Below are 22533 nucleotides of genomic sequence, written 5' to 3'. Positions count from 1 at the left end.
GAGCCTCACCTTTTGGTGCCGAGTGGCGCAAAACTAAGAAATTTTCCCGGTTTTACCTGGACGCTGTCTCAGGCGTCGCGCCCGGCTGATTTTTACAATGCCTGCCATTCGCAGGTATAAAAATCAGCTCAGGAGCAAACCATGCTGGCCTTCCTCAACCAGGTGCGCAAGCCGACCCTGGATCTGCCGCTCGACGTGCGGCGCAAGATGTGGTTCAAACCGTTCATGCAGTCTTATCTGGTGGTCTTTATCGGCTACCTGACCATGTACCTGATCCGCAAAAACTTTAACATCGCGCAGAACGACATGATCTCAACCTACGGGCTGAGCATGACGCAGCTGGGGATGATTGGCCTGGGCTTCTCCATCACTTATGGCGTGGGGAAAACGCTGGTGTCGTACTACGCCGACGGCAAAAACACCAAGCAGTTCCTGCCGTTTATGCTGATCCTCTCCGCCATCTGTATGCTTGGCTTCAGCGCCAGCATGGGTTCAGGCTCCGTCAGCCTGTTCCTGATGATCGCTTTCTACGCCCTGAGCGGCTTCTTCCAGAGCACCGGCGGGTCGTGCAGCTACTCGACCATCACCAAATGGACCCCGCGCCGCAAGCGTGGCTCGTACCTCGGCATGTGGAACATCTCCCACAACCTCGGCGGAGCGGGCGCGGCAGGCGTGGCGCTGTTCGGTGCCAACTATCTGTTCGACGGCCACGTCATCGGCATGTTTATCTTCCCGTCGATTATCGCCCTGGTCGTCGGCTTTATCGGCCTGCGCTTCGGCAGCGACTCCCCGGAATCCTACGGCCTCGGCAAAGCCGAAGAGCTGTTCGGTGAGGAGATCAGCGAGGAGGATAAAGAGACCGAAGAAAATGAGATGACCAAATGGCAGATCTTTGTTGAGTACGTGCTGAAAAACAAGGTGATCTGGCTGCTCTGCTTCTCGAACATCTTCCTGTACGTGGTGCGCATCGGTATCGACCAGTGGTCAACCGTGTACGCCTTCCAGGAGCTGAAACTCTCGAAAGAAGTGGCGATTCAGGGCTTTACCCTGTTTGAAGTGGGTGCGCTGGTTGGCACGCTGCTGTGGGGCTGGCTCTCTGACCTCGCCAATGGGCGTCGCGCGCTGGTGGCCTGCGTTGCGCTGGCGCTGATTATCGCCACGCTCGGCGTATACCAGCACGCCAGCAACCAGTACGTGTACCTCGCCTCCCTGTTCGCGCTCGGCTTCCTGGTGTTTGGTCCGCAGTTGCTGATTGGCGTGGCGGCGGTCGGTTTTGTGCCGAAAAAAGCGATCGGCGCAGCCGATGGAATTAAGGGCACTTTCGCCTACCTGATCGGCGACAGCTTCGCCAAGCTCGGTCTGGGAATGATCGCCGACGGCACGCCGGTCTTTGGCCTCACCGGCTGGGCAGGCACCTTCGCCGCGCTGGACGCCGCCGCCATCGGCTGTATCGTCCTGATGGCGATGGTCGCAGTGCTGGAAGAACGTAAGATCCGCCGTGAGAATCGTGCGCAGAAACAAAAATTGAAAGCAGCCTGAGTGTGCAGGTGACTTCTTTGCCCGGCTGACCACCGGGCTTTTTTTCCTTCCCGCTCCCCCTCAGAAAAAAGATTACGGCTCATTTTTTCACTCCACCCGCAGCCGGTCGCACGGTGTTTTCTGGAACGTTCATCATCTAACTTCTTAATATGGTTAAAAAATGCCTGGTCAATATCTCAAAAAGAGATCGGCCAGGCGTAAACATGACCTGGCTTGAACTTTTATAGCCGCACCGGGCATACGCTGGGGGGAGATAGGCGCACTAAAAAGAAGAACATGAATGAAGTTTTCAAGCCAACTACTAGCCAGAACACAACCCGGTGTTTGACTATTACAACTTGCTCAAGGAAAAATTAACATGGCTATACCAGCTTACTTATGGCTTAAGGATGACGGGGGAGCATTAATCAAAGGCGGAGTTGATGTTCAGCACAGAGAATGCAGCATTGAGGTAAAAGGATTCCATCATAACCTCATGATCCCAACAGACAATGCCACCGGTAAAATAACCGGTACGCGCATGCATTCACCTATGTTGATCATTAAAGAATTCGATTGCTCAAGCCCATACCTCTATAAAGCGGTAGCAACAGGGCAGAGCCTGGTCTCTGCTGAGATAAAATGGTATAGGATTAACTACTCCGGCCAGGAAGAAGAGTACTTTAATATGCTGCTCGAAGGCGTCAGAGTCGTTTCTATCTCACCAGCGATGGCACCAGGCGATAACCCTAACGAAAACCATATGGAAACGGTTGAACTACGTTACGAGAAAATTACCTGGAAGCATAACGACGGGAACATCATCTTTAGCGATGCCTGGAACGAACGCCAGTCAGCGTAAAGAACGTAAGGGGCAAGCAGCCCCTTAATCATATAACCAGCGCCCGGCTTTGGCTGACTCAATAATCATTTCGAGCGTTAGCGGCTTATACTGTCGATCCCAAAACCTTTTTCTAAGTCCAAACTGAAACCAAAACAGCTCCGGCTCAAAATAGTTGTCCAGAACAAAGTTGCTGTACTCAATCCCATAGCGATTGAAAAGGTCAAGCAGCATGTCCTCAAGATCTTCAGGAACGAGGTTGAAATGCTCCTGGAAGGTCCACTCCTTCTGGGCGGGACGTTTCAGTTCACTGTAGTTTTCAGTGATGTAATCTAAAAATTCTTGATCATCAGGCAATAACATTAGAAGTATGTCCATTCGATCCGATCTTTCGGTCGAGCTATCAGGTTGTACTTGTTTCTGGTTTCTTTGGCCACAAGGGCAAATACAATGATTGCCTGGGCATAGCCAACGAACGGAACAGCTCTTCCAACTACTGCCCCAACCTTATTTGTTTGTCTTGTTTTACCCATACCGATAATGGTTTCCACCCTCATCCCTCCAGGAAAGCGGACTCCCTTTAATATGCGACGTGCTAGTTTGGAGGCAACACTTGTTCGCGAGCCTGACGCGCCTAACACCTTACGCTTGGGTATTAGAGGCTGACCTGCAAGGATTGTTGCAGCAGTCTCTATGGTTACGCCCAAATGGTTCGCCAGACCCTCAGCGAATATCAGCAAAAATAGCTCTTGTGGGGTTACGTTCGAATTCCCTCGATAGAAATACGTCCCCCCAGATTCCTCTATTGTATTCATAGCATCATCCTGAATTCATTTTAAGCAAGGTTATAGCCTTGCTTAACCTAAGGATAATGAGTGGGTAATAGTTTTATGAAATTAAGAAAAGTGCCCGCAAACAGTATATTTGTCGATTATGAGGTCGTGATATCCGCAAGCTGTAATGAGGATCGCATCCTCTTCAAGTGCGTTGTACCCGCTGTGGTACTTACTACAAAGCCAGACGTTTCGGCACCTGGCGTTCTGAAACGCTCAGGCTCATCACTGCATATCCTTTAAAACCTTCCATAAAAGGGGATGCGTATATTTTACGTCCCCCTTTACCCCGCTTTACAGACCCGCTCCCCAGCATGCTCTACAGTTTATTTTTGCTGCCGCGCTGCACGGCATTTGACCGTTTTGTTATGGAGAGCTTGCATGTTAACCCGACGATTATCCTGCCTTGCGCTGCTGATGGCGCTGGCGTCCCCCGCGATGGCGGCGGATACCCCCACCTATGGCGAAAAGCTGGAAGGTTTTAACTACGGCTGGCCGGTTAAACACTTTACCTTTACCTCGCAAAATCAGTCTCTGGACATGGCCTATCTCGACGTGAAGCCGGAAAAAGCCAACGGCCGCACCGTGGTGCTGATGCATGGCAAGAACTTCTGTGCCGGTACCTGGGACGGCACCATCCGTGCGCTGACGGCGAGCGGGTATCGGGTGATCGCCCCGGACCAGATCGGCTTCTGCAAATCCACCAAGCCCGAGCGGTATCAGTACACCTTCCAGCAGCTGGCTGATAATACCCATGCGCTGCTCACATCCCTGGGTGTCGAACGCGTGACGGTGATCGGGCACTCTACCGGCAGCATGCTGGCGACGCGCTACGCGCTGATGTGGCCGCAGCAGGTGGAGCAGTTGGTGATGGTCAACCCGATTGGCCTGGAGGACTGGAAGGCGCGCGGCGTGCCGCATATTACCGTCGACCAGTGGTATCAGCGTGAGCTGAAAACCAGCGCGGACGGCATTCGCCAGTACGAGAAAAACACCTACTATGCCGGAGAGTGGAAGCCGGAGTACGAGCGTTGGGTGACCATGCTTGCCGGGCTGAACAACGGGCCGGGCAAAGCGCGCGTGGCATGGAACTCGGCGCTGCTCTACGACATGATCTACACCCAGCCGGTTGTCTACGAATTTAGCGAGCTGAAGATGCCGGTATTATTGATGATCGGCACGAAGGACAACACCGCTATCGGCAAAGATCTCGCCCCGCCGGAGGTGCGTAAAACGCTCGGTAACTACGCGGTGCTGGGAAAGGAGACGGCAAAACGCATTCCGCACGCCACGCTGGTCGAGTTTAACGATATGGGCCACGCGCCGCAGATGCAGGATCCGGTGCGCTTCCACGAGGCGCTGCTGAAAGGGCTTCACGCGCGCTGACTCGTTTCCAGCAACAGCCCGCGTAGCCACGCCTGTGCGGGGTTACGGTGCGTTCTGCCGTGCCAGGCCATGTTTTTAGTGAACCCCTGCACCGCTACGGGCGTATCACATACAAACATCCCCGCCCGGTTTTCCGCCATTCGCTCCGGCACCACGGCGATCAGGTCGCTGATGGCCAGCACGTCCGGCAGCACCAGGAAACTGCTCACCGATAACCCAACGTGGCGCGTGCGTCCGATCTTCGCCAGCGCGTCGTCGGTGACGCCGTGAAAGCTTTCCCCCTCATAGGAAACCAGCACATGCTCCAGCGTGCAGAAACGATCAATCGTCAGCGGTTTTCCGGCGTCTGGATGGTCGCCGCGCATCATGCAGACGTACCGTTCATCATAAAGCGCGCGGCTGTGGAGTTCGTCCGGCGTGGTGTGGGGCGTCATCAGGGCGAGGTCAATCTTTCCCTGCTCAAGCTGTGCGACGAGACGCTCGGGTTCCACCGGCACCACGCGCACACGAATACCTGGAGCCTGCACCTTAAGGGCCGCGATAAACGGCACCACCACCGCACGCAAGGCGTAGTCGGTCGCGGCGAGGGTGAATATCAGGTGTGCGATGATCGGATCAAACGAGACGGGCTGCAGCAGTACTTCGATATCTGCCAGAATGCGCTTGACTGGTGTGGCAAGCTCCTGCGCACGCGTGGTCGGTACAATACCGTGTGGGGCGCGGATAAACAGCGGGTCGTCGAAGTAATCTCGCAGGCGATTGAGCATTCCGCTGACGGCTGGCTGGGTGAGCGCAAGGCGTGCTGCCGCACGGGTGACGCTGCGCTCGTCCAGCAGGACATCCAGCGTTTTCAGCAGATTAAGATCCAGCGTACGCAGATCCGCTTTCATAACGATTTTCCACCTCTTTTCCGTTCACTATTATGGTGCCGCCCGTTGTTGGCGCGCTGCGTTTCCCGCTATGATGAGCGGCTATTCAAAGGAGAAAGCATGGTCTGGATAATGCTGGCAACGCTTGCGGTGGTGTTTGTCGTCGGGTTTCGTGTCCTGACGTCTGACTCCCGTCGCGCCATCAAACGATTAAGCGAGCGTCTGGGGACCACCCCAATGCCGGTCGAGTCGATGATCGACCAGTTTGGTAAAACATCAGGCAATGAGTTTATCCGCTATCTTGAGCGCCCCGACGAAGCCCATTTGCAAAACGCTGCGCAGGTGCTGTTGATCTGGCAGGTGTGTATTGTTGATGGCAGTGAACAGAACCTGCACACCTGGCACCGCATGCTGCGCAAAGCCCGCCTTGCCGCGCCCATTACCGACGCGCAAATCCGCCTCGCGCTCGGCTTCATGCGCGAAATAGAGCCAGACCCGCAGGAGCTTAACGCCTTCCAGCTGCGGTATAACCAACTCTTCCTGCCGGAAGAGGGCGTGTTTTTTCTGCACTGATATCACGAACCGTGATGAGGATTATAAAGCAACATCATTAGATTTATACCTCTCGTCAGCGCACCATCTCCTCGTCAACTTACAGAGGAGGTCTGCAATGAAACAATCCATGATTATCTGGCCGAACGACTACCTGCCAGGCACTACTGACAACTTTGCCTCTAACGAAATCATCATCGCCGGGCTGAGCGCTGAAGAGATATGGGCACAGCTCAATGACACAACTTTGTGGCCGGGCTACTACAGTAACGTCAAAGACATTCGTTTCCGGGACAGCGGTGGCCCCGAGCTGAGTGCCAACGCGCGCTTTCGTTTCACCACTTTTGGTTTCCCGGTTGAAGCGCAGGTGACGGAATATGTTCCACCGATTGAGGGCGAAGCGGCGCGTATCGCCTGGCACGGTTGGGTGGAAGGAGATGCGCATTCCCGCCTTGATGTCATTCACGCCTGGCTGTTTGAAGATCTGCCCGGTAACCGTGTGCGCATTCTGACCCAGGAGTCGCAGAAAGGCGTTCCCGCACAGGAACTAGCGCGCACTGTGCCGAATCCGATGATTAACGGGCATCAGGAGTGGATCGTCGGGCTGGCGAATGCTGCGATGGAAGAAAAGTTGTCTAAACGTTAAATTCGTCACACTTTTGATGATAAACTGCGCGACTTTTCCGCACGTTTTTATCTTCAGGTGATGCCATGACAGAACATATCCAGCCCACGACCAGACCGCAGACCAAAGAGGTTTCCCGGCCCAACTGGTCGGCGGTTTTCTCCGTGGCGTTCTGCGTCGCCTGCCTGATTACCGTTGAGTTTCTGCCGGTAAGCCTGCTAACGCCGATGGCGCAGGATCTGGGTATTTCCGAAGGCGTGGCGGGGCAGTCCGTCACCGTCACCGCGTTTGTGGCGATGTTTGCCAGCCTCTTTATTACCCAGGCGATTGGCGCTATCGACCGCCGCAAAGTGGTCATTCTCTTCAGCGTGCTGCTGACGGCATCCTGCCTGCTGGTCTCCTTCGCCAATAGCTTTAGCCTGCTGCTGCTCGGCCGCGCCTGCCTTGGGTTAGGGCTCGGCGGCTTCTGGGCGATGTCGGCCTCGCTGACCATGCGCCTGGTGCCCGCCCGCACGGTGCCTAAAGCGCTGTCCGTGATTTTCGGCGCAGTCTCTATCGCGCTGGTGATTGCCGCGCCGCTGGGCAGCTTCCTCGGCGGGATTATCGGCTGGCGTAACGTCTTTAACGCCGCCGCGGTGATGGGTCTGCTTTGCATTATCTGGGTGTGGAAGGCGCTGCCGTCCCTGCCAGGTGAAGCGGCGCACCACAAACAGAACATGTTCGCGCTGCTCAAGCGCCCTGGCGTTATGGCTGGCATGACCGCCATCTTTATGGCCTTCGCCGGGCAGTTTGCCTTCTTCACCTACATCCGCCCGGTGTTTATGACCATGGCGGGCTTTGACGTAGATGGCCTGACGCTGGTGCTGCTGAGTTTCGGTATCGCCAGCTTTGTTGGCACCTCGCTGTCGTCCCAGTTCCTGAAACGCTCCCTCAAGGTGGCGTTGGCAGGCGCGCCGCTGGTGCTGGCGATAAGCGCCGCGGTGCTGGTGCTGTGGGGCAGCGATAAGTGGGTCGCCTCGGCGATTGCGATTATCTGGGGCTTTGCCTTTGCGCTGGTACCGGTGGGCTGGTCGACGTGGATCACCCGCTCGCTGGCCGATCAGGCGGAAAAAGCCGGGTCGATTCAGGTAGCGGTGATCCAGCTGGCGAACACCTGCGGCGCAGCGGTGGGCGGCGTGGCGCTTGACCATCTGGGTCTGACCTCACCGCTGGTGATTTCCGGCACCCTGATGCTGCTGACGGCGCTGCTGGTGGCAGCGAAGGTGAGGGCGAATTCGTAAATTCGCCCCTCTCCCCGGCCCTTTCCCCAATGGGGCGAGGGCTAGGGTGAGGGAATATCAGGCTGAAGTCTGAACCCGTCTTCTCGAATCCATCGAAATCAACACCACCGACGAGACGATCAGCAGTGTGCCTAGCCAGTCCGGCAGGGTGAAGGCTACTCCCAGCAGGATCACCGACAGCAATGCGCTGCTCAGCGGCTCGGCGCAGCTCAGAATGCTTGCCTTCGGCCCACCGATCATTTGCGCCCCTTTCAGATACAGGCTGAACGTCAGCGCCGTACCGATCACCACCAGATAGAAGAACGCCAGCAGCAGGCTACCGTCGAACGCAAACGTGGTGCCGCGCCCGGCGTAGAACGGCGTCAGCACCAGTCCTGCAATCAACATACTCCAGCCAACAATCGGTAGCGTGCCGTAGCGGGCGATCAGCGTTGACGGATAAGTGGTATAGAACGCCGCAGCAAAGGCCGAGGCGATGCCGAAGAACAGCGCGGCAGGTGAGATAGAGAGCGATGTCGGATCGCCGTGCGTTACCAGCAGGAAGGTGCCGACAAGCGAGGTCATTATCGCGGATAAGACAAAAATACCGGGGCGCTTTTTCCGCGCCAGCGCGAACCACGCCACGATAATGGTCGGCGACAGGAACTGCAGCACGGTAGCGGTGGCGGCGTTGGATTTTTCAATCGTCAGCAGGAAGGTGAGCTGTACGGTGAGCGCGCCGACCAATGAGAAAAACAGCAGGCTGAGGGCGTCCTTGCGGTTTTTGATGACCGAGAAAATCTTGTCGCCGTGAACGAAGGAGAGCGTCAGCAGGATCACGCCGGTAAACAGCAGGCGAATCATGGTCAGATAAGGCGAGGAAATGTGGCTTTTCTCCATGATGTACTGCGCGCAAACGCCCGAACTTCCCCATAAAACGGCGGCGATCAGGACGTTAAGCATCCCTTTACGTGTGGAACCCATGTTCTCCCCTGTTATGTCGGTTTTTTTGTAGCATAACATGGGATCTTGCCGGACGGCGCTGCGCTTACGTGGCCTACAAGGTTTTGTAGGCCCGTGCAAGCGCAGCGCCGCCGGGCGAAACTAACGGCGCCGTATTAGAACCATGCCTCCCACATCGCGCCTACGTTGAAATCGTCGAGCGTTTCGTCTTTGGTATTGTTCACGCGGGCGGTGCGTTCGTTATCCACTTTGCCGCCGGTAACGTAGAAACGCAGCATCGGACGGAACTCCGGCCCCATGGCGATAGACATGTTCTGCGACAGGGTCAGCTTCCAGCCCTTATTATCGCCGCCGTTGTCGTAATCAACGTGCTGCCAGCCCGCTTCCAGCCAGGTCGAGTGGACGTCGTTCCACCAGTGCATCGGGCGGACGATGGCGTTGTAGTTCTTGCGGTTGTCGGTGTCATCACGACTGTTGTCGTAATCGTGGAAGGCGAGGATGTATTCCACCTGCGTGGCTTGGGTGAATTTGTACAGCCCCTCGAAGCTGGCGTAGACCGTGGTCAGATCCTCGGTTTTGTTGAAGACGCTGTTGTCCGAGTTATCCGAGTAGCGGGCGATCACCTTGTTCACGCCGCTGTCGTTGGTGTGGCTCATCACCACGCCGCCCTGCCAGGCGTTCAGACGCTCGTCGCTTTCAATGGCCTTCGAGTCAAAGCCGTAGTTGGCGTACAGCTCCAGGTCGATCGGGCCGAGCTTCATGCCGTGGATTTTAGAGGTTGCCGCGTAGTTGCCTTTGTCGCCCGTGCCGGAGCCGCCGGTACAGGTGATGCGCGACGGGTTCGCTTCGTCTTCCATCACTTCCGGGCTACAGGATTCCACCGCCGCCACGGCCGCCACGTCAAACTGCACGCCGCCGATGTCGAAGTTCTTCACCCCGGCACCCTGGCCGTCGTGGTTCATCCAGAAGTAATCGTTGATGCCCTGCTGCGGACGCTGGTGGAAGTCGCGCCCCGCCCAGAAATAGGCGTTCGGGTTAGACGCCATAATGTTGGTCACACCGGCGTAGGCTTTTTTCAGGTTAACCTCATCGCCCCAGTGGTCGATCATCACGTTGATGTCCCAGATGGCACCGTTGTCACCTTTGAAGGCTTTGGAAAGCTGGAATTCACCGCCGTTGCCTTCGTTGCCCAGACGACCAATCGCGGACGCGCCGTTGTAGGAGCCGTCTACCGCCACGTATTTCTGATCGGCGGCCTGGAAGTGCGCGCCGTAGCGGGCGTAGCCGGTAAATTTCACCCCGAACGGGATCGCCATATCCGGGGATTGCGCCGCGCTTTGCGGCTCGGTCACCACGTCCGCTTTTTTGGCAACGGCGGCATCCATTTTGGCCTGACGTTCTGCCAGGGCTTTATCCACCGCTTTGGCCACAATGGCGTCGATTTGCTCCTGCGTAAATTCTTGCGCGAGTACGGAAATGGGGCAAAGCGCGGCGATAACCGCCATTGTTAATGGAAGTTTTTTAATCGTATTCATGGTTATCTCAATATAGTTTAATTTTATTCAGACAATAACCATCCCGCTCCGATCTGACAGAGTATGTCGCTATCATCAGAACAAGTGGATCTCTATTTTAGGTACAGAGGTATTACGCTAACGTTATTTCGCCATAGATTATCTCTGATATAAATGAATAATTTCTTCCGATAATTCACGCGCCAGCAGGGAATTCATTAAATGGTCCTGGGCGTGCACCATAATTAAGGTCATCGGCTGGCGGGCTTCTCCCGCATCCTGCTCGATCAGTTTGGTCTGCATTTTGTGTGCCTGGCGAGCATAGCCATCGGCCTCGCGCAGCAGGCTTTTGGCTTCGTCAAGGTTGCCCTGGCGCGCCGCGTGCAGCGCTTCAAAGCACAAACTGCGGGACTGACCGGCGTTGACGATAATTTCCATTACGGCATCTTCTAATACGATCATCATAATTACTCTTTATCAAAACTGTTATTTAAGGCAGTGGTGGCAAACCACTCGCCGCTTTTTTTGAGGGTGCGCTGCTGCGTCTCTAAGTCGAGCTGAATAAATCCGTAACGATTTTTATAGGCATTACACCAGGACCAGTTATCAATAAAGGTCCACATATGGTAGCCAAGGCAATTGCATCCTTCGTTAATACCTTTATGCAGCCACGCTAAGTGCTCAGAAATAAAATCGATGCGGTATTGATCGTTAATCTGGCCATTTTCAATAAAGCGCTGTTCATTTTCGACGCCCATACCGTTTTCAGAAATAAAGCAGCGAGGGTTATCGTAGTTGTCGCGCAGGTTAACCAGAATATCGTAAATACCCGGCTCGTAGATTTCCCAGCCGCGGTATGGGTTCATCTTGCGGCCCGGCATCTCGTAATTGTCAAAGAACCACTCCGGCATAAACGGCGCCTGCGGGTTTACCGCGCTGTCGCGACACTTCACGCGCCGCGGCTGGTAGTAGTTCACGCCGAGCAGGTCGATTTTCCCTTCCGCAATCAGGGCGCGGTCCTCCGGCTTGCAGGCGGGGAGCTGGTCGTACGCTTTCAACAGCGCCACCAGGTCTGCCGGATAGACGCCGCGAAGCACCGGGTCGAGGAAGCTGCGGTTAAACATCAGATCCGCAATGTGCGCCGCCTTCACATCCGCCGGGTTCTGCGAACGCGGGTAGGAGGGCGTCAGGTTGAGCACGATGCCAATTTCCCCGGCGTAACGCCCGGCGCGGTAAGCCTGAACCGCTTTCGCGTGGGCCAGCACGGTGTGATACACCACGGTAGCCGCACGACGAAAATCCACCACGTTCGGATAGTGGAAGTCGTACAGATAACCGCCCTCCACCGGCACAATCGGCTCGTTGAAGGTAAACCAGTGCAGCACGCGGTCGCCGAACAGCGCAAAGCAGATCTGCGCGTAGCGGGCGTAAGCGTCCACCACGTCGCGGTTTTCCCAACCGCCGATCTCCTGTATCGCCATCGGCATGTCGAAATGGAACAGGGTAATAAACGGCGTGATGCCCTGTTCAATCAGCTCATCAATGACCTGATTATAAAAGTCGACCGCCTGCGGGTTCACTTCACCGATACCGTCGGGGATCAGGCGCGCCCAGCTTATCGAGGTGCGAAAGCTGTTGTGGTTCAGCTGCTTTAACAGTTGAATGTCCGTTTTCCAGTGCTGATAAAACGTGGAGGTCTGCTGCGGCCCCACGCCGTTATGAAAACGGTTCGGCTCGCGGGCAAACCAGTAGTCCCACGTGGTTTCCCCCTCTCGTGTCCCTTCGGTCTGGAGAGCGGAGCTTGCGCTGCCCCACCAGAAGCGATCGGGAAATGTGTATTTCATGACGCGTCCTCTTTGACTCAATGACTTGCGGTTTCAGCGACGCCGACGGTGGCCTGGGCTTTCTGCTCTTCGTTTTTCATCAGCGTACGCTCATAGGCACGCAGGAACGGCAGGTACATCAGCGCGGACATCACCATACAGACCACGCACATCACCACCGGGCTTAATGCCCAGTTCGCCGCCCACGAGGCACCAATCGGTGCGGGAGTGGTCCATGGGGTTAACGACACCACCTGCGCCAGCCAGCCGAGCTTAGTGGCACCGTAGGCCAGACAGGCGTTGATCAGCGGCACAAACACGAACGGGATAAACAGCATCGGGTTCATGATAATCGGCGCGCCGAACAGAATCGGTTCGTTGATGTTAAAGAAGCTGGGCACCACGCCCATTTTGCCGATAGTACGCAGGTGTGTGACGCGGCTGCGCAGCAGCAGGAACGCCAGCGGCAGGGTAGAACCGACGCCACCAATCAGCAGGTAGTGGTCCCAGAAGCCCTGCAGATAAACGTGCGGCAGAGCGGCACCGGCAGCCAGTGCGGCCTGGTTTGCCGACAGGTTCGCCATCCAGAACGGGTTCATGATGCCGGTGACAATCAGCGAGCCGTGAATGCCAGCAAACCAGAAGATCTGGCACAGCAGCACGGAGAGCAGAATGGCGGGCAGGGAATCCGACGCCGACACCAGCGGCTCCAGCAGGTGCATGATCGCCTGTGGGATGATCATCCCGGTTTGCGCTTCGATAAACAGGTTCAGCGGATGCAGGGTGCCAATCACCACCATCACCGGGATCAGGATTTCAAACGAGCGCGCCACGCCGGTCGGCACTTCTTTTGGCAGGCGGATGGTCACGTTGTTTTGCTTAAGCCACGCATACACGCGGGTGGAGTAAATGGCGGTGATCAGCGCGGTAAAGATGCCCTGGCCCGACAGATACTGGGTCGAGATCTTACCGTCGGCATAGGGCGCGGCAACCAGCAGGAACGCCATAAACGCCAGCAGGCCGGACATCACCGGGTCGAGGTTAAACTGACGTCCGAGGCTCGCGCCAATCCCCACCGAAATGAAGAAGGTCATCACGCCCATGCTGAGGTTAAACGGCAGCATCAGCTGTTCACGGTAGGTCTGGGAGAAATCCAGCCAGCCGCGGGCGAAACTGTTGGTGGTATCCGCCGAGAATGGCGGGAAGATGAACACCAGCATGAACGAGCCGATGATCATAAACGGCAGCGCGGCGGTAAAGCCGTCGCGAATGGCAATCACATACTTCTGCTGACCGAGCTTTGCGGCCAGCGGGGTAATCGATTGCTCAATCACCGCGACCATGGATTGATATAACGAACTCATGTGAACACCTTTTAGTGTGCCGCTTCAATGAGCGACAGAGCATAGTCCAGTACTTTATCGCCACGCTGCATGCCGTAGTCCATCATCTCGATGGCCTGTACCGGAATGCCTTGCGTCGCCGCCTTGTCTGAGAGTGTCTTTAACATGTATTTCACCTGCGGTCCGAGAAGCACCACCTGGTAATGCGGAAACTGCGTGTCAAATTCGGACACGCCGTAGGCATCAATCTTGACTGGTAGCCCACGCGCATTCGCTTCTTCGACCATTTTGCTGACCAGCAGGCTGGTGGACATCCCGGCTGAACAACACAGCATAATCTTGAACATCGACATCCTTCCTCTAAATGTAAAAAGTTATTGCGAGGATGATTGGACATCATACGGAAACCGGTTTCCATTTATAAAAGACAGAAGTGTGACAGCTATCAAGAAGCGTTTTTTATGGGGCTAATTATCACGATCGGTGTCACATAATTTGGCGAGTTTTACATCAAATTGAGTGGAAACGGAAAATCGGTTTCCATGAAAAACGGAAACGGATATACTCCGTACTGGCTATAATGTGAGCCGTAGCGGAAATGGAATTTGCAGGTGCGCCAGGCCTGCCAGGGGAGAGAGATGTCTACAATCAACGATGTATCGCGTCTGGCCGGGGTGTCCAAAGCCACGGTATCACGGGTGTTGAGCGGATCGCGTGGCGTGAAAGAGGCCAGCCGCCAGGCCGTTTTAAAAGCGGTGGATGAGCTGAACTATCGTCCCAACGTGATTGCCCAGTCTCTGCTGAGCCAGTCAACGGGCTGTATCGGCGTGATTTGCGCCCAGGAGAACATTAACCAGACCACGGGTTATCTCTACGCGCTGGAAAAACACCTCAGCCAGCATCAAAAGCATCTGCTGCTGCGCTTTGCGCACACCAAAGCGGAAGTGATGCACGCCCTGGAAGAGCTCTCCTGTGGGTTATGCGATGACATTCTGGTGATTGGCGCGCGTTTCCCGCTGGATATCGAAATGGATAACGTCATCCTGGTTGACTGCATGGAAGCCGATAACGCCAACAGCATTCAGTTTGATCACGCTTTTGCCGCCGAAACGGCCTGCAACTTTCTCACCAGCCAGGGACGACGCCAGATTGCCCTGATCCACCCGCACGGTAGCGGTTTTGGCGATCAGGTGCTGCTCGGCTACAAGCACGCGCTGGAGAAAAACTTCCTGCCCTTTAACCGCAACCTTGTCTTTATGGACGCGACCTCGTCCTCCGTTGCGCTGCAGGAGTTACTCAACAATGCGAGCACGCTGAACTTCAACGCGCTGCTGGTGGTGGATGAACAAGAAGCCCAGCGGGTGATCCCGCAACTTCAGGCGTTTAATAAATCCGTTCCGGACGACATCATGGTCTTTAGCCTGGCCGGTTCGCTGCAGCTGCCGGGCATTCCGGTGATCCCGGCGATTGAATATTCCATGGACGCCATGGCGGCGCGCATCGTGAGCTGGCTGAATGAGAAAACGCAGATGCTGGGGTCGTACGTGCTGCGCGGGGATTTGATTATCCCGGAAAGGCATAAGCGCTGAGAAGGCGCAGGGTGCGTTTTGCCCGGCGGCGCTTACACGGTTTTGTAGGCCGGGTAAGCGCAGCGCCACCCGGCACTAAGCACGGGCTGTATCCTTAATAATCCTCCATACAATCCACCTGACTCACCGCGTCCCAGTAGCCGTCGAGGTTGTCGCGTTTCATGGCGGTGACGGCATTTTTGATCAGCAGCTGATTGGCCTCGGACGATAAAATCATCGCCTGCCACGCCTTGTCGCTCTGCTTCTTCTGCGGCGTGCAGGTTTTCTTAATGTCTTTCATCACCTGCTGTTTGATCTGGGCCTCTTTCGCCGGATTGTCCTTCTCCTGCGCGTGAACGAAGGCGGCAAACAGCATGCAGATGAGCAGGCAAACCAGGTGTGTAGCTTTCATCAATCCCTCCGGTCACGTCACAGGCTTTCTCTGAAATATATAGTTACATTCACCAAAGCGATTCAAGTCGAAAGTATGAATTTATGCATTCTGCGAGCGAGTACCGATGACCAATGCAATGCCATAGCTCACCGTCACCGCGAGACTCATTTTCAGCATCGTTTCCCCGCCGATACCGGCGAGGGGCGTTGCGATCCCCCCAAATAAAAACATCAGCATGCCCAGAATGGCCGATGCTGTACCGGACTCTTTCGTATCGACCGCGCTCATCGCTTCTGAACCCGCAATGGTGCTGATCCCACTGTTAAAGGCGACGGTGAAAAAGAGTGCGATCAGTGCTGGTACGGAAAGCTGCATCCAGGCAAAGAGCAACGTTAGCCCCGCGCAGGACACGGCCAGAACCAGGCCCATTTGCATCAATCCTTCCGCCGGATGCCGCCGTGCAAGACGGGAAAACACCAGCGCCGAGACGATAAGACCGATACCGTTCACGCCGAACAGCAGGCTGAACTGCATTGCGCTCAGGCCATATTCGCTTTGCATCACAAATGAGGATGCCCCGATGTAGGAGAACAGCCCTGCTAACATGAACGCCTGAATCAGGCAGTAGCGCATGAATCGACGATTTTTAAGTACCGTTCTGGTGGTTCGCGCCAGCGATCCCCCGCTCTGTTTATCGGTGAGGGTCTCAGGGATAAACCACTGGCTGGCAATCAGCAGCGCCAGACCTGCCCCGGCCATCACCCAGAACAGCATCCGCCAGTCGAAATGCGACGCGATAAAGCCCCCGAGCACCGGGGACACGACGGGCGCGATGCCGTTAACCGTCATCAGCAAGGCAAAAAACTGCGTTAGCATCGTGCCGTGATACTTATCCCGGGCGATGGATCGCGCGAGAACAGAGCCACCCGCCCCCGCAACGCCCTGCACAAAGCGCCAGCCGATCAGGGCATAAATATTCTGTGCGATCGCGCAAAGTACTGAAGCCAGCACAAACAGCAGAAGTGATAACAGCAGCGGCGTTTTACGTCCGATACGATCGCTTAGCGGGCCGAAAAAGAGCTGCCCGACCCCCAGGCCGATCAGTGCCGAGGTCAGCGAAAGCTGCGTCAGCGTTGTGGACGTGTCGAGCCGGGTGGCGATCTCCGGCAGTGCCGGAAGATAAAAATCAGAACACAGAGGCCCGATTGCCGTTAGCAGGCCCAGTATGGCCGCAAAAGAGAAAGAGAGTTTTGTCATCAGTACCTGTCCCATAGACCGGGCAAGCATCGCGCCGCCCGGCAAAGGTGTTAATGAAGTCCGCCACCGAGCGACTGCCAGAGCGTGATACGGTTTTCCAGGTCGGTTTGCTGTAGGGCGATCAGCGACGATTGTGCAGACCACAGCGACCGCTGCGCGGTGAGCACCGTCAGATAATCTCCCGCGCCCGCCTGATAGCTGCGCGTGGCGACATCCAGCGTTTTTTGCTCCGCCGCCACGTATTCACGCTGGGCATCTAGCTGCTCGCTCAGCGTTTCACGACGCGCCAGTGCATCGGCAACGTCCTTGAACGCGCTCTGGATGGTTTTCTCGTAGGTGGCAATTAACCCTTTTTTCTCCGCTTGTGCGTAACGCAGCTGCGCCATATTGTTGCCACCGCTGAACAGCGGCAGGGTGATCGACGGCGCGAACGACCAGACTTTCATCCCATGGTTAAACAGAGATGAAAGTGAGTCGCTGCCGACGCCCGCGCTGGCCGTCAGTGAAATGGTCGGGAAGAAGTTGGCGCGCGCCGCGCCAATATTGGCGTTAGCGCTCAACAGGTTATGTTCGGCCTCCTGAATATCCGGGCGGCGCAGCAGGGTGCTGGAACTGACGCCCGCCGGGATCAGCGTGATGGCGTTGTCGCTCAGGCTCTCCAGCGTGCCGGGCAACAGGTTGTCCGGCACCGTCGTGCCTGCCAGCAGATTGAGCGCGTTTTTATCCTGCATCACAAGCGTCTGGTAGCTCGCCACGCTGGCGCGCGCCTGTTGATAAACCGCCATCGCTTCACTGACGTCCGTGGCCGCCGCGACGCCAACGTCCTGCTGGCGCTTCACAATCCGCAGCGAATTCGCAGCGCTTTCCAGGGTGGATTTCGCCAGGGCCAGATTGCTGTTATCCGCCGCCAGCGTCACCCAGGCCGTGGTCAGCTCGCTGACCATCGTCAGGCGCGTGTTCTGCGCGGTGAATTCACTGGCGAGCCAGGTTTCACGCGCGGCGCGGGAGAGACTCTGATTGCGGCCAAACAGATCCAGTTCAAAGCTGGACACCGCGCCATTGGCTTCGTCGCTTGTCGCGACGCCGCTTGCCAGCGTGCGGCTGCGGGTATGGCTCAGCTCTGCATCCACCGTCGGGAACAGGGACGCGCGCGTTTCGCCGTACAAGGCGCGGGCGGCGTCGATATCCGCAATCGCTTTTTGTACGTCGCGGTTGCTGTTGAGCGCCATCGTCACGACGCCTTTCAGGCGCGCATCGTTCATGACCTGCTGCCACTGGCTCACCACGGCGTTAGCCTCGCCGTGCGCGCCGGGCAGCGTGGCCGGGACGGGAGCGTCCGGACGCTGATACGTTGGGTCTAACGACACACAGCCTGCGCTCATCAGGACTACGACTAAAAGAGAGAGACGAAACATTATGACCTCCGGTTTGCGTGCTTACCGGAGAACAGACGTTTCACCAGTACGAAGAATAAGGGAACGAAGAAGATAGCCAGCAGCGTCGCGGCCAGCGTCCCACCGATAATGCCGGTACCGATCGCCACGCGGCTGTTGGCACCTGCCCCGGTTGCCACGGCCAGGGGCGTCACGCCTGCGATGAATGCCAGCGAGGTCATGATGATCGGACGCAGACGCGTCTGGGCGGCACGCAGGGCGGCGCGTGTCAGGGAGTAGCCTTCGGCAACTTTAGCTTCGGCAAACTCCACAATCAGAATGGCATTCTTCGACGACAGACCGATGGTGGTCAGCAGCGCCACCTGGAAATAGACGTCGTTATTCAGGCCGCGCAGGGAGGCGGCAACGGCCGCGCCCAGCACCCCAAGCGGGATCACGAGGATGACCGAAATCGGCACAGACCAGCTCTCGTACAGCGCCGCCAGACACAGGAAGACCACCAGAATGGAGAGGGCGTACAGGCTCATTGCCTGGCCGCTCGCCAGCTTTTCCTGCAACGACAAACCGCTCCACGCCCAGGTGCTGCCGGACGGCAGGCTGTTCGCCAGTTGCTCCATTTTGTTCATCGCCGTGCCTGAGCTGGCGCCGCTGGCGTTTTCGCCCTGGATTTCATACGCCGCCGAGCCGTTGTAGCGCACCAGACTTTCCGGGCCATACTCCCAGCGGGTGGTGGCGAAGGCGGAGAACGGGGTCATGGTGCTGTCGCTGCCACGCACATACCACTTGTTGAGATCCGATGGCACGGCGCGATAGTCGCTGTCGCCCTGGATGTAGACCTTTTTCACGCGGCCGCGATCGATAAAGTCGTTCACGTAGGTCCCGCCCCAGGCGCTGGAGAGGGTGTCGGTGACGTCGCTCAGGGACAGCCCCAGCGAGACGGCTTTGTTATTATCAATATCCACCTGAAGCTGCGGCATCTGCGGCAGATCGTTGGCGCGCACGGCGTGCAGCGAGCTGTCCTGGTTGGCTTGACCAATCAACTGGTTACGCATTTTCAGGAGCGCGTCGCGGTCGGTGCCGCCGCTGGCCATCAGCTCAAAGGTAAAGCCGTTGCTCTGGCCGAGGCCGTCAACCGCCGGGGGCGTCATGGCAAAGATGGTCGCATCGCGGATGGTGCTCAGCTCCTGCGTGGCGCGCAGGGCTATGGCCTGAGCGGTATTCTCATCGCCTTTACGCTCTGACCAGTTTTTCAGTGAGACGAACGCCATACCGGCATTCTGGCCGCTACCGCTAAAGCTGAAGCCTTCAATCGTAAAAATCACATCGGTATTGGCTTTTTCTTTGGTGAGGAACCACTCTCGTACCTGGCGGCTGATCTCGGCGGTACGCACCGCGGTTGCGCCTGCAGGCAAGGTGTACTGCACCATGATTTCACCCTGATCTTCGGTCGGCAGGAAGCTGCCAGGCAGTTTCAGCATGGCGAACCCCATCGCGCCGCAGAGCAGAGCGTAAACGGCCAGCATGCTGCCGGAGCGGCGCAGGGCGCGCAGGACCTTATTTTGATAGCCGTGTTCGGTTTTGCTGTAGAAGCGGTTGAACGCGCCGAAGAAGCCTTTTTTATGCGCAGAGGCGTGGCTCAGAATCGAGCCGCAGAGTGCCGGGGTCAACGTCAATGCCACTACCACGGAGAGGAACATCGCCGAAATGATGGTGACCGAGAACTGACGGTAAATTACGCCGGTGGAGCCGCCGAAGAAGGCCATCGGCAGAAATACCGCAGAGAGCACCAGCGCAATCGCGATTAACGCGCCGGAGATTTCTCCCATCGATTTTTCGGTGGCTTCCCGGGCGGGCAGCCCTTCGTCGCGCATAATACGTTCGACGTTTTCTACCACCACGATGGCGTCATCCACCAGCAGACCGATGGCCAGCACCATCGCAAACAGCGTCAGGGTGTTGATGGAGTAACCGAACAGCGCCAGCACGCCGAAGGTGCCCAGCAGAACGACCGGCACTGCCAGCGCCGGGATCAACGTGGCGCGGATGTTCTGCAGGAAGAGATACATCACGACCACCACGAGGATAATGGCTTCAAACAGGGTCTGAATAACGTCCTCAACGGAGATCTTAATGAACTCAGTGCTGTCTTTCGGGTAGGCCACGTCATAGCCTTCCGGCATCGACTTTTTGAACTCTGCGATTTTATCTTTCACCGCCGTGGCGGTATTCAGCGCGTTCGCGCCCGGCGAGAGCATGACCGCCATACCCGCAGCCGGATGGCCGTTTAGCTTCGCGGTGGCGGTGTAATCTTCGCTACCCATCTCCACGCGGGCGACGTCGCTAATGTGCACCACCGCACCGTTAGACTGACTCTTCACGATGATCTTTTTAAACTGATCGACCGTTTGCAGACGCGACTGGGCACGAACGGTGGCGGTCAGCTGCTGAGCGTTCGACGAAGGCAGTGCACCAATTTTACCGGCGGAGACCTGTACGTTCTGGGCTTCAATCGCGCTCTGCACGTCGGACGGCATCAGCGAGTACGACGCCAGTTTCGCCGGGTCGAGCCAGATGCGCATCGCGTATTCGGCACCGAACACCTGCAGGCTACCGACACCGTCCACGCGCGCCAGCGGATCCTGCATATTACTCACCAGCCAGTCGGCGATATCCGAGCTGCTGGCGGTGTCCGTTTTGTCGTATACGCCCATGATCAGCAGGAAGTTGCTCTGGGATTTTTCAACGGTGATCCCGGACTGCTGTACCTCAGTCGGCAGGCGCGATTCCGCCTGCTGGACTTTGTTCTGCACCTGCACCTGAGCGGTGTCAGGATCGGTTCCCTGCTCGAAAGTGACATTAATGCTTACCGACCCGTCCGAGCTGCTGGTGGAGGTGAAGTAGAGCAGGTTATCCAGCCCGGTCAGCTGTTGCTCTATCACCTGCGTCACGCTGTTTTCCAGCGTTTGCGCAGACGCACCGGTATAGGTAGCGGATATTTTAATCGACGGCGGGGCCACGTCCGGATACTGCGCCACCGGCAGCGTACGGATGGCGAGCATCCCGGCGAGCATGATGAGAATGGCGATAACCCAGGCAAAAACCGGGCGACGCACAAAGAAACGGGAAAACATCAGGCGTTTCCTCCGGTGGCTTTCATCTCTTCGGCTTTCACTTCCTGGCCGGCGGTGACTTTGTCTGTGCCTTCCACAATCAGCTTGTCGCCAGCTTTCAGACCGCTCAGTACCAGCCATTTATCGCCGTAGGTGTCACCGGTTTCCAGTTGACGCTGTTCAACCTTGTTGCTTGCGTTCACCACCAGCGCGGTGGCGGTGCCTTTGGCGTCGCGGGTGACGCCCTGCTGTGGCGCGAGGATCGCATCGCTCATGATGCCTTCATCCACTCTGGCGCGGACAAACATCCCCGGCAGAAGCTGATGCTGCGGGTTCGGGAAGACGGCGCGCAGGGTGACTGAGCCGGTAGATTCATCCACTGCCACTTCGGTCAACGCAAGACGGCCTTTTTCGCTGTAGGTGCTGCCATCTTCAAGAATCAACGACACGCTCAGCGTATCGCGATTGGTGGTGAGGGTTTGCTTACGCAATCGCAGCAGATCGGCACTGGAGCGGGTCAAATCAACGTACATGCTATCCAGCCCGCGAATGGTGGCCAGCGCAGTATCCTGCTGGGCAGTCACCAGTGCGCCGGGGGTGACAGAAGAGATACCGATGCGTCCGGCAATCGGCGCGGTGATGGTGGTCCAGTTAAGGTTGATGCGGGCGCTCTCCTGCGCGGCCTTTTTTGACTCGACGCTCGCCTTGTCCTGCGCGCAGGTCGCTTTCGCGTCTTCCGCATCCTGACGCGACACACCATCGTCTTTTACCAGTTGCGCATAGCGTTGGGCTTTCTGACAGTCGGCCTGCACCAGGGCTTGCGCCTGCTTCAGCGCGGCGGCTGCTTCATCATAAGCCGCGCGGTAGCTGGAAGGATCGATCTGGTACAGCGCCTGCCCGGCCTTTACTGTGTCACCTTCGGTGAAGAGTCGTTTTTGAATAATGCCGCCCACCTGCGGGCGCACTTCGGCACTCATCGCGGCGGTGGTGCGGCCAGTCAGTTCGCTGACGACGGAGACCGGCTGGCTCATGAGTGTCACAATTCCCACTTCCGGAAGAGGATTCTGGGGAGCAGATGTTTGCGCATTATCACACCCTGTCAGGAGGAGTAATGCCGCGATGGAGGTTGTTATGGTTTTCATAATCTTTTTCCAGGGTGAACGAAGCCTGCCCTGTAAATCGCTTAACAGGGAGGAGGGTTATTAAGAGCACAGCGATACCGCATCTCTGGCTGTGCCAGAAATGTAAAATGGGGAATTACCTGTTCCCGCTAATTATTCACAT

The 22533-nt window shown here is 56.8% G+C and carries 21 protein-coding genes; 7 read left to right on the top strand and 14 right to left on the bottom strand.

Going from position 1 to position 22533, the window contains the following annotated elements:
* Window positions 1-141 precede the first annotated feature (141 nt).
* Together uhpT and QLG21_RS15160 are read left to right on the top strand one after the other, a co-directional pair.
* On the top strand, window positions 142-1539 hold the full coding sequence (uhpT, locus tag QLG21_RS15165; protein WP_282484739.1) for a hexose-6-phosphate:phosphate antiporter: 1398 nt from the start codon (window positions 142-144) through the stop codon (window positions 1537-1539).
* A gap of 358 nt (window positions 1540-1897) precedes the next feature.
* Window positions 1898-2380, top strand: a complete 483-nt coding sequence (locus tag QLG21_RS15160) for an Hcp family type VI secretion system effector (protein WP_102891907.1) — start codon at window positions 1898-1900, stop codon at window positions 2378-2380.
* A 24-nt stretch (window positions 2381-2404) separates the two neighbouring features.
* Here the strand turns inward: QLG21_RS15160 and QLG21_RS15155 are convergent, their stop codons facing one another.
* Window positions 2405-2722, bottom strand: coding sequence for a DUF1493 family protein (locus tag QLG21_RS15155; RefSeq protein ID WP_137849959.1), 318 nt, complete (start codon window positions 2720-2722; stop codon window positions 2405-2407).
* Window positions 2722-3174 carry an STM2901 family protein gene (locus QLG21_RS15150; protein WP_064324250.1) on the bottom strand — a complete coding sequence of 151 codons (453 nt, stop codon included), beginning with the start codon at window positions 3172-3174 and terminating at the stop codon, window positions 2722-2724. The genes QLG21_RS15155 and QLG21_RS15150 overlap by 1 nt, the downstream gene beginning before the upstream one ends.
* Before the next feature lie 399 nt (window positions 3175-3573).
* Between QLG21_RS15150 and QLG21_RS15145 the strand changes: the two genes are divergently transcribed.
* Complete coding sequence (locus QLG21_RS15145) at window positions 3574-4578, top strand: alpha/beta hydrolase (RefSeq protein WP_282484738.1); 1005 nt, start codon at window positions 3574-3576, stop codon at window positions 4576-4578.
* Here the strand turns inward: QLG21_RS15145 and QLG21_RS15140 are convergent.
* Window positions 4566-5468 (bottom strand): LysR family transcriptional regulator, encoded by a 903-nt coding sequence (locus QLG21_RS15140; protein ID WP_282484737.1) that lies wholly within the window; start codon window positions 5466-5468, stop codon window positions 4566-4568. The two genes, QLG21_RS15145 and QLG21_RS15140, sit on opposite strands and share 13 nt — an antisense overlap.
* Before the next feature lie 99 nt (window positions 5469-5567).
* Between QLG21_RS15140 and QLG21_RS15135 the strand changes: the two genes are divergently transcribed.
* From QLG21_RS15135 to nepI, 3 genes are all read left to right on the top strand, one after another.
* Window positions 5568-6020 (top strand): DUF1198 domain-containing protein, encoded by a 453-nt coding sequence (locus QLG21_RS15135; RefSeq protein WP_282484736.1) that lies wholly within the window; start codon window positions 5568-5570, stop codon window positions 6018-6020.
* 97 nt (window positions 6021-6117) lie between these two features.
* On the top strand, window positions 6118-6645 hold the full coding sequence (locus tag QLG21_RS15130) for an SRPBCC domain-containing protein (RefSeq protein WP_282484735.1): 528 nt from the start codon (window positions 6118-6120) through the stop codon (window positions 6643-6645).
* A 65-nt stretch (window positions 6646-6710) separates the two neighbouring features.
* Window positions 6711-7904, top strand: coding sequence for a purine ribonucleoside efflux pump NepI (gene nepI / locus QLG21_RS15125; protein ID WP_058609922.1), 1194 nt, complete (start codon window positions 6711-6713; stop codon window positions 7902-7904).
* 57 nt (window positions 7905-7961) lie between these two features.
* Here the strand turns inward: nepI and QLG21_RS15120 are convergent, their stop codons facing one another.
* The 6 genes from QLG21_RS15120 to QLG21_RS15095 form a co-directional block, all read right to left on the bottom strand.
* Window positions 7962-8867, bottom strand: coding sequence for an EamA family transporter (locus QLG21_RS15120; protein ID WP_042321283.1), 906 nt, complete (start codon window positions 8865-8867; stop codon window positions 7962-7964).
* A 134-nt stretch (window positions 8868-9001) separates the two neighbouring features.
* On the bottom strand, window positions 9002-10381 hold the full coding sequence (locus tag QLG21_RS15115; protein WP_006177638.1) for a carbohydrate porin: 1380 nt from the start codon (window positions 10379-10381) through the stop codon (window positions 9002-9004).
* Between the two features lie 138 nt (window positions 10382-10519).
* Window positions 10520-10822, bottom strand: a complete 303-nt coding sequence (locus QLG21_RS15110) for a PTS lactose/cellobiose transporter subunit IIA (RefSeq protein ID WP_072208838.1) — start codon at window positions 10820-10822, stop codon at window positions 10520-10522.
* A gap of 5 nt (window positions 10823-10827) precedes the next feature.
* Window positions 10828-12204 carry a glycoside hydrolase family 1 protein gene (locus QLG21_RS15105; RefSeq protein WP_282484734.1) on the bottom strand — a complete coding sequence of 459 codons (1377 nt, stop codon included), beginning with the start codon at window positions 12202-12204 and terminating at the stop codon, window positions 10828-10830.
* Between the two features lie 17 nt (window positions 12205-12221).
* Window positions 12222-13547 (bottom strand): PTS transporter subunit EIIC, encoded by a 1326-nt coding sequence (locus QLG21_RS15100; protein ID WP_042321287.1) that lies wholly within the window; start codon window positions 13545-13547, stop codon window positions 12222-12224.
* 11 nt (window positions 13548-13558) lie between these two features.
* Window positions 13559-13873 carry a PTS sugar transporter subunit IIB gene (locus tag QLG21_RS15095; protein WP_042321291.1) on the bottom strand — a complete coding sequence of 105 codons (315 nt, stop codon included), beginning with the start codon at window positions 13871-13873 and terminating at the stop codon, window positions 13559-13561.
* A gap of 291 nt (window positions 13874-14164) precedes the next feature.
* Between QLG21_RS15095 and QLG21_RS15090 the strand changes: the two genes are divergently transcribed.
* Entirely contained in the window at window positions 14165-15115 is a 951-nt protein-coding gene (locus QLG21_RS15090; RefSeq protein WP_282484732.1) for a LacI family DNA-binding transcriptional regulator, read from the top strand.
* Between the two features lie 94 nt (window positions 15116-15209).
* On the opposite strand, the gene QLG21_RS15085 is transcribed toward QLG21_RS15090, so the two are convergent.
* From QLG21_RS15085 to QLG21_RS15065, 5 genes are all read right to left on the bottom strand, one after another.
* Window positions 15210-15506, bottom strand: a complete 297-nt coding sequence (locus QLG21_RS15085) for a YicS family protein (protein ID WP_088208952.1) — start codon at window positions 15504-15506, stop codon at window positions 15210-15212.
* 81 nt (window positions 15507-15587) lie between these two features.
* Window positions 15588-16745 (bottom strand): multidrug effflux MFS transporter, encoded by a 1158-nt coding sequence (locus QLG21_RS15080; RefSeq protein WP_282484731.1) that lies wholly within the window; start codon window positions 16743-16745, stop codon window positions 15588-15590.
* A gap of 50 nt (window positions 16746-16795) precedes the next feature.
* Window positions 16796-18160, bottom strand: coding sequence for a TolC family protein (locus QLG21_RS15075; RefSeq protein ID WP_088208954.1), 1365 nt, complete (start codon window positions 18158-18160; stop codon window positions 16796-16798).
* Window positions 18160-21270, bottom strand: a complete 3111-nt coding sequence (locus QLG21_RS15070) for an efflux RND transporter permease subunit (protein ID WP_282484730.1) — start codon at window positions 21268-21270, stop codon at window positions 18160-18162. Before QLG21_RS15070 ends, QLG21_RS15075 begins: the two co-directional genes overlap by 1 nt.
* Entirely contained in the window at window positions 21270-22391 is a 1122-nt protein-coding gene (locus QLG21_RS15065) for an efflux RND transporter periplasmic adaptor subunit (protein WP_282484728.1), read from the bottom strand. Before QLG21_RS15065 ends, QLG21_RS15070 begins: the two co-directional genes overlap by 1 nt.
* Between the last annotated feature and the right edge of the window lie 142 nt (window positions 22392-22533).

The sequence above is a fragment of the Enterobacter sp. V87_3 genome, from assembly GCF_029967835.1.
GTDB lineage: Bacteria > Pseudomonadota > Gammaproteobacteria > Enterobacterales > Enterobacteriaceae > Enterobacter > Enterobacter cancerogenus.
This window is presented reverse-complemented; position numbering and strand designations above follow the sequence as displayed.

Excerpts from the sequence above, each read along its gene's own strand:
- QLG21_RS15160 (WP_102891907.1), top strand. The coding sequence starts at position 1,898 with ATGGCTATACCAGCTTACTTATGGCTTAAGGATGACGGGGGAGCATTA.
- QLG21_RS15105 (WP_282484734.1), bottom strand. The coding sequence starts at position 12,204 with ATGAAATACACATTTCCCGATCGCTTCTGGTGGGGCAGCGCAAGCTCC.
- QLG21_RS15075 (WP_088208954.1), bottom strand. The coding sequence starts at position 18,160 with ATGTTTCGTCTCTCTCTTTTAGTCGTAGTCCTGATGAGCGCAGGCTGT.
- QLG21_RS15115 (WP_006177638.1), bottom strand. The coding sequence starts at position 10,381 with ATGAATACGATTAAAAAACTTCCATTAACAATGGCGGTTATCGCCGCG.
- QLG21_RS15135 (WP_282484736.1), top strand. The coding sequence starts at position 5,568 with ATGGTCTGGATAATGCTGGCAACGCTTGCGGTGGTGTTTGTCGTCGGG.
- QLG21_RS15095 (WP_042321291.1), bottom strand. The coding sequence starts at position 13,873 with ATGTTCAAGATTATGCTGTGTTGTTCAGCCGGGATGTCCACCAGCCTG.
- QLG21_RS15090 (WP_282484732.1), top strand. The coding sequence starts at position 14,165 with ATGTCTACAATCAACGATGTATCGCGTCTGGCCGGGGTGTCCAAAGCC.
- QLG21_RS15065 (WP_282484728.1), bottom strand. The coding sequence starts at position 22,391 with ATGAAAACCATAACAACCTCCATCGCGGCATTACTCCTCCTGACAGGG.
- QLG21_RS15100 (WP_042321287.1), bottom strand. The coding sequence starts at position 13,547 with ATGAGTTCGTTATATCAATCCATGGTCGCGGTGATTGAGCAATCGATT.
- QLG21_RS15145 (WP_282484738.1), top strand. The coding sequence starts at position 3,574 with ATGTTAACCCGACGATTATCCTGCCTTGCGCTGCTGATGGCGCTGGCG.
- QLG21_RS15085 (WP_088208952.1), bottom strand. The coding sequence starts at position 15,506 with ATGAAAGCTACACACCTGGTTTGCCTGCTCATCTGCATGCTGTTTGCC.
- QLG21_RS15130 (WP_282484735.1), top strand. The coding sequence starts at position 6,118 with ATGAAACAATCCATGATTATCTGGCCGAACGACTACCTGCCAGGCACT.
- QLG21_RS15080 (WP_282484731.1), bottom strand. The coding sequence starts at position 16,745 with ATGACAAAACTCTCTTTCTCTTTTGCGGCCATACTGGGCCTGCTAACG.
- QLG21_RS15155 (WP_137849959.1), bottom strand. The coding sequence starts at position 2,722 with ATGTTATTGCCTGATGATCAAGAATTTTTAGATTACATCACTGAAAAC.
- QLG21_RS15070 (WP_282484730.1), bottom strand. The coding sequence starts at position 21,270 with ATGTTTTCCCGTTTCTTTGTGCGTCGCCCGGTTTTTGCCTGGGTTATC.
- uhpT (WP_282484739.1), top strand. The coding sequence starts at position 142 with ATGCTGGCCTTCCTCAACCAGGTGCGCAAGCCGACCCTGGATCTGCCG.
- QLG21_RS15120 (WP_042321283.1), bottom strand. The coding sequence starts at position 8,867 with ATGGGTTCCACACGTAAAGGGATGCTTAACGTCCTGATCGCCGCCGTT.
- nepI (WP_058609922.1), top strand. The coding sequence starts at position 6,711 with ATGACAGAACATATCCAGCCCACGACCAGACCGCAGACCAAAGAGGTT.
- QLG21_RS15110 (WP_072208838.1), bottom strand. The coding sequence starts at position 10,822 with ATGATCGTATTAGAAGATGCCGTAATGGAAATTATCGTCAACGCCGGT.
- QLG21_RS15140 (WP_282484737.1), bottom strand. The coding sequence starts at position 5,468 with ATGAAAGCGGATCTGCGTACGCTGGATCTTAATCTGCTGAAAACGCTG.
- QLG21_RS15150 (WP_064324250.1), bottom strand. The coding sequence starts at position 3,174 with ATGAATACAATAGAGGAATCTGGGGGGACGTATTTCTATCGAGGGAAT.